Source organism: Symbiopectobacterium sp. (assembly GCF_051710365.1).
Classification (GTDB): Bacteria; Pseudomonadota; Gammaproteobacteria; order Enterobacterales; family Enterobacteriaceae; genus Symbiopectobacterium.
The window spans coordinates 1-5163 of record NZ_JBPETA010000207.1 but is presented as its reverse complement, the minus strand read 5'-3'; the positions used below and the strand labels follow the sequence as shown (position 1 = coordinate 5163).

General features: G+C 50.6%; 3 protein-coding genes and 2 pseudogenes. 2 read left to right on the top strand and 3 right to left on the bottom strand.

Annotation, left to right across the window (positions count from 1 at the left end; translation table 11 throughout):
- Window positions 1–123: 123 nt before the first annotated feature.
- The 3 genes and pseudogenes from ACTBDZ_RS14920 to ACTBDZ_RS14910 all read right to left on the bottom strand — a co-directional run.
- Window positions 124–255 (bottom strand): hypothetical protein, encoded by a 132-nt coding sequence (locus ACTBDZ_RS14920; RefSeq protein ID WP_438815899.1) that lies wholly within the window; start codon window positions 253–255, stop codon window positions 124–126.
- Window positions 256–403: 148 nt separating this feature from the next.
- Window positions 404–634 (bottom strand): annotated as a pseudogene (gene fumC / locus ACTBDZ_RS14915) (class II fumarate hydratase); the annotation flags it as partial.
- Between the two features lie 182 nt (window positions 635–816).
- A pseudogene (locus ACTBDZ_RS14910) lies at window positions 817–1870 on the bottom strand (class II fumarate hydratase); the annotation flags it as partial.
- 190 nt (window positions 1871–2060) lie between these two features.
- Between ACTBDZ_RS14910 and manA the strand changes: the two are divergent.
- Both manA and ACTBDZ_RS14900 read left to right on the top strand, forming a co-directional pair.
- On the top strand, window positions 2061–3233 hold the full coding sequence (manA, locus tag ACTBDZ_RS14905) for a mannose-6-phosphate isomerase (RefSeq protein WP_438815898.1): 1173 nt from the start codon (window positions 2061–2063) through the stop codon (window positions 3231–3233).
- 47 nt (window positions 3234–3280) lie between these two features.
- Window positions 3281–4843, top strand: a complete 1563-nt coding sequence (locus tag ACTBDZ_RS14900) for a YdgA family protein (protein WP_438815897.1) — start codon at window positions 3281–3283, stop codon at window positions 4841–4843.
- The last annotated feature ends 320 nt before the right edge of the window (window positions 4844–5163 follow it).

Here is a 5163-nt window from a genome sequence, read left to right as displayed (position 1 = left end):
CCAATGGCAACATTACTTGATGGTAAACGGGTCTGGGCAGAAAAAAATCTGAACCAGATTTAATCTGACAGACACCTGTATAAATAACCGGTAACTGTCAGATCAGGTCTGAGCTAGTACACCTTATCCGATATGCAGGCTACCCACCATATCCTGCGGGCGCACCCACTCATCGAACTGTGACTCGGTTAAATAACCGAGTTTCAGCGCAGCGGCTTTAAGCGTTAATGGCTTTGTTGAATAATAGGTAATCATGCTGTTTTTCCATGCCAGTTTTGGTAGAAAATGCTTGTCATCTCAGGTGTACAGTTTTCTCATGAGGCCTAACTGCATGATTTTGCGTTGCGAGGATCCGTCGTTTCACTTGGCTGCCAGCATAAAATCTATTTATTCAACAAAGCCGCGTTAATCCCTCTTTATGCGCCTTTTTGGCAATCTCTGCGGCTTTATCGTAACCAATATGGGTGTTTAACGCGGTAACCAACATCAGAGAGTCATTCAGCAACTGTTCAATACGATCGCGGTTAGGCTCAATACCAATGGCGCAATGCTCATCAAAGCTCTTCATGCCATCCGCCAGCAAACGTACCGATTGCAGGAAATTATGGATAACCATGGGGCGATAAACATTAAGCTGGCTTTGTTGAATAAATAGATTTTATGCTGGCAGCCAAGTGAAACGACGGATCCTCGCAACGCAAAATCATGCAGTTAGGCCTCATGAGAAAACTGTACACCTGAGATGACAAGCATTTTCTACCAAAACTGGCATGGAAAAACAGCATGATTACCTATTATTCAACAAAGCCCATTAAGCTCAAAATTCCCCGACGCCCCCCATATTCACCGCCACATCGTTGCCCATCACCTGGCAACATAGCATGGTCAGCGCTTCACACTGGGTTGGATTCACTTTCCCCGGCATGATGGAACTGCCCGGCTCGTTTTCCGGAATGCTCAACTCGCGAATGCCGCAGCGCGGACCGGATGCCAGCCAGCGCACATCGTTGGCAATTTTCATCAGTGACGCAGTCAGCCCTTTCAACGCGCCGTGGCCATGCACCAGCGCATCACAGGTTGCCAAGGCTTCGAATTTATTGGGTGCGGTAACAAACGGTTGCCCGGTCAATTCAGCCAGCGCGCTGGCAACGCGAACCGTGGGTATTGAGGCCCGTCCCCACCGCCGTGCCACCGAGTGCCAGCGCGCTCAAATGGGGGATACTGTTCTCAATGTGCTTGCGGTTATGTTGCAACATGGCGACCCAACCGGAAATCTCCTGCCCCAAGGTCAGCGGCGTTGCATCCTGCAAATGGGTGCGCCCGATTTTAACGATATCGCTGAACGCCTCGGCTTTGGCCTGTAACGTAACCAACAGCGCGTCAAGCTCCGGCAACAGATGAGTGTTGAGGGCAATGACAGCAGCCACGTGCATTGCCGTGGGGAAGACATCGTTCGAACTTTGGCTTTTGTTAACATCATCATTGGGATGCACCAAACGCGCATTACCGCGTTCCCCTCCCAGAATTTCACTGGCGCGGTTGGCCAGCGCTTCATTCATGTTCATGTTGCTTTGCGTGCCGGAGCCGGTCTGCCAGATCGCCAAAGGAAACTCGCCGGAGTGTTTCTCAGCCAGCACCTCATCGGCGGCCTCAATGATCGCCGCGCTCTTGTCATCCGGCAGCAGGCCAAGCGTGTTATTGACCTGTGCGGCCGCACGTTTGGTCAACGCCAAGGCAAAAATCAGCGCTTGCGGCATTTTCTCCTCAGAGATACGAAAATGCTCCAAAGAACGCTGCGTTTGTGCCCCCACAGCTTATTGGCAGGAACATCAATCGGGCCCATGGAATCTTTTTCGATACGTGTCGTCATTGGTTTTTTCTCCTAACATTCCTAAAAAGGACGGGGATCATGGCCTTGTCTGGCATCGCGATTGAGAAAACATTAACATGCACATCAAGCACCATCGTCTGCAAGCAAAGGCAGTGTATTCATATTCAATGCATTTATTAACCTCTATAGTCACATATATTAACAAATCACATAACAATCGAGTGTGAACATGCAAAAAATGCGCAATAGCATCCAGCACTACGCCTGGGGAAGCACAACAGCATTAACAGAACTCTACGGCATTGAGAATAAAGACAATCTACCAATGGCAGAGCTTTGGATGGGTGCGCATCCCAAAAGCAGTTCGTGGGTGGTAAATGAGCAGGGCCAGGAGCAGCGTTTGCGTGACGTCATCAACGATGCTCCAGTGGAGACATTGGGTGCGGCGATCGCGGCACAGTTTGGTGAGCTGCCTTTTCTGTTTAAAGTCCTCTGCGCGGCGCAACCGCTCTCCATTCAGGTTCACCCGAGCAAATCCGCAGCAGAGCAAGGTTTTGCCAAAGAGAACAAACTCGCAATCCCGCTCGATGCGCCCCATCGCAACTATAAGGATGCCAACCACAAGCCAGAGCTGGTGTTTGCCTTAACGCCCTTTCAAGCGATGAACAGTTTTCGTGAGCACGACGATATTGTGGCGCTATTGCAGCCCGTAGCCAGTGCACATCCGTTCATCACCGCCTATTTGCAGCAGCCCGATGACAAAAACCTGTCGATGCTGTTTGCCAACTTATTGAGTATGCGCGCAGAGATCAAAGATCGCGCCCTAGCGGTGTTAAAAGCCACACTCACCTCACAGCAGGGTGAACCCTGGGCGACGCTGCGCAACATCATTCAGGTATACCCTAACGACAGCGGACTGTTTTCTCCGCTGTTGCTCAACGTCATCACGCTGCAACCGGGCCAAGCGATGTTTCTTTATGCGGAAACTCCGCATGCTTACCTGAACGGTGTAGCGCTGGAGGTGATGGCCAATTCGGATAACGTACTGCGGGCTGGACTCACCCCTAAATACATCGACATTCCTGAACTGCTGGCGAACGTGAAATTTATCCCCAAACCGGCAAACCAGTTGTTAACTCAGCCGATTGAAGACGGTGAAACCTGCTATTTTCCCGTACCTGTCGCCGATTTTGCCTTTTCCCTGCATCGTCTGAAGGATCAGCCACAAACGCTGAACCAACAGAGCGCAGCCGTTGTCTTTTGTATCGATGGAAAGGCCACATTGATGAAAAATGGTCAGCAGCTTACGCTTCGCCCCGGCGAATCCTGCTTTTTGCGTGCGTCAGAGTCTCCCGTCAGCGTAGAGGGAAGTGGACGACTGGCACGCGTGTATAATGGTTAGACACTTTCTCCCCTTGAGGGATGCTTACTTAGAAAAGGAATCACACTATGAAGAAGTCTCTGGTTGCCGTCAGAGTTATCGTCGCACTGGGCGCCGTGTGGACAGGTGCGTCATGGTATACGGGCAAGCAATTAGCACAAAATATCGATACGGTTACTGCTAAATTTAACAAGCAGTTGCAAGAAGCCTATCCGAATTCAGGTTTCAAGTTGGTGTATCGTGATTATCAGGGAGGGGTGTTCAGCAGCACGTTTTCACTGGTATTGCAGCCTGACGGTTCTGCATCAGAAACGCGTCCGTTAGAACCCAAAAACGAAATAGTGCTCAACGAAACCGTTTCACACGGGCCACTTCCGCTCGCTCTGCTGAAAAAAATGAATTTACGTCCCAGCATGGCGCATATTCACAGCGAACTGGCTAACAGCGAAGCGACCAAAGAACTGTTTGATGTACTTCAGAACCAACCGTTCTTCAGCGCAGAAACGCGCGTGACATTCAACGGAGATACCGCTTCAGTTATCTCTCTGCGCCCACTCGATATTGACAGTGAAGGCACCAAATTTGCCTTCAGCGGCACCGATATTGCGCTAGACCTTGCTCACGATCTGCGTAGCAGCCGAATTTCAGGCACGGTTTCTCACTTTTTATCAGAAACCACCAACTACGAAGGCGGCAAAGAGACTATCGTTCTTGAAGGCCTTGGGTTGGAAGCGAACAACCACCGCGGCAAGTTTAATCTGGACCTCGGAGACGGTAGCGTCACCCTGAAATCAATGAAGGTGACGCCGCCAACAAGTGACACTGTCACGCTGAATAACTTCGTGATCAAAAGCACCATGAGCGAAGACGACAAAAACATCGCTGGCGCGATAACGTTGTCATTAGACGCACTGCTGCTCAAAGATCGCGATCTGGGTAGCATGAAGTTTGCTTTCAGCTTTAACCAACTCGATGGCGAAGCGACGCAGCAGTTCGCCAAAACCTATAAGACGTTGAGTGCATCATTCCTGGAGTCGCCGTCTGCCATGGACCCACTGCGTTTTCAGTATGAACTGGGGCAATCATTACGCAATGCCCTGCCCAGCCTGCTGAAAGGCAACCCGAATTTTACCATCTCCCCCTTGAGCTGGAAAAATGCCAAAGGTGAGAGCACGCTCAACGCCTCGCTCAATTTGAGTAATCCGGCACAATCTACAGCGCTAACGCCACCGGCACAAAGCGATGAAGAAGGCGTGATCCGTCGTGCGGTTAAGAAACTGGATGTGACGTTGAACGCACCAATGGCGATGCTGGCTGAAGGTATCGTTCAGGCCGGAGGACAGGCACAATCGGAGCAAGAGCATCAGCAACTGATTGCCAGTGCGCAAGAGCAAGTGAAAATGCTGGCTGGCGTAGGCGAAATGAACCAAATCACCGTCACCAAAGATGACGCCATCACTAGTTCGCTGCACTATGCGGACAATCAGGTTGAGTTCAACGGGCGTAAAATCTCACTGGCGGAGTTTATTGCCCCCTTTATCGATATCCCTACCGATGAAAGTGACGAAGGCGATGATGCCGAGCCAGAAGCTCAAGACTCACCGGCAGTTGTCCCCCCGCAAGCGCAGTAATGTCTGTACCGCCTGCGCGCTCTGGCAGGCGGTAATCACCAAAATCCACTGAGTGAATGGTCATAGCGTTGGATAAACACACACTCGAGTCACGCCAGAGCGTACTTTATTTTGCTGCAATGGCACTGGCCTGGCTGGCAGCACAGGTTTTTTTTGAAACAGATGGTTGGGTAAGCCTGATCAACCCGGCGTTAGCTGTACTAGCTCAGACCTGATCTGACAGTTACCGGTTATTTATACAGGTGTCTGTCAGATTAAATCTGGTTCAGATTTTTTTCTGCCCAGACCCGTTTACCATCAAGTAATGTTGCCATTGGCGT